Source organism: Pseudomonas sp. 51_B (genome assembly GCF_017491595.1).
GTDB lineage: Bacteria > Pseudomonadota > Gammaproteobacteria > Pseudomonadales > Pseudomonadaceae > Aquipseudomonas > Aquipseudomonas promysalinigenes.
Map to the genome: position 1 here is coordinate 1 of NZ_JAFGYW010000266.1, position 485 is coordinate 485.

At 63.7% G+C, this 485-nt stretch carries 1 pseudogene; it reads left to right on the plus strand.

Annotation, left to right across the window (positions count from 1 at the left end):
• A pseudogene (nusA, locus tag J5M56_RS24755) lies at positions 1–485 on the plus strand (transcription termination/antitermination protein NusA); the annotation flags it as partial.

Genomic DNA, 485 nt, shown 5'->3' on the forward strand with positions numbered 1-485 from the left:
CGACAAGCGGATCGATCCGATCGGCACGTGCGTCGGCATTCGCGGCTCGCGCGTGCAGGCCGTGCGCAACGAGCTCGGTGGCGAAAACATCGACATCGTGCTATGGTCGGAGGATCCCGCCCAGTTCGTGATCGGCGCGCTCGCGCCGGCGGCCGTCCAGTCGATCGTCGTCGATGAAGAAAAGCATTCGATGGACGTCGTCGTCGACGAGAACGAATTGGCTGTCGCGATCGGCCGCAGCGGCCAGAACGTGCGTCTTGCCAGCGAACTGACCGGCTGGCAGATCAACATCATGACGCCGGACGAATCCGCCCAGAAGCAGAACGAAGAGCGCGACGCGCTGCGCGGCCTGTTCATGGCGCGCCTCGACGTCGACGAGGAAGTCGCGGACATCCTGATCGACGAAGGCTTCACGAGCCTCGAAGAGATCGCCTACGTGCCGCTCAACGAGATGCTCGAGATCGAGGCATTCGACGAGGACACCG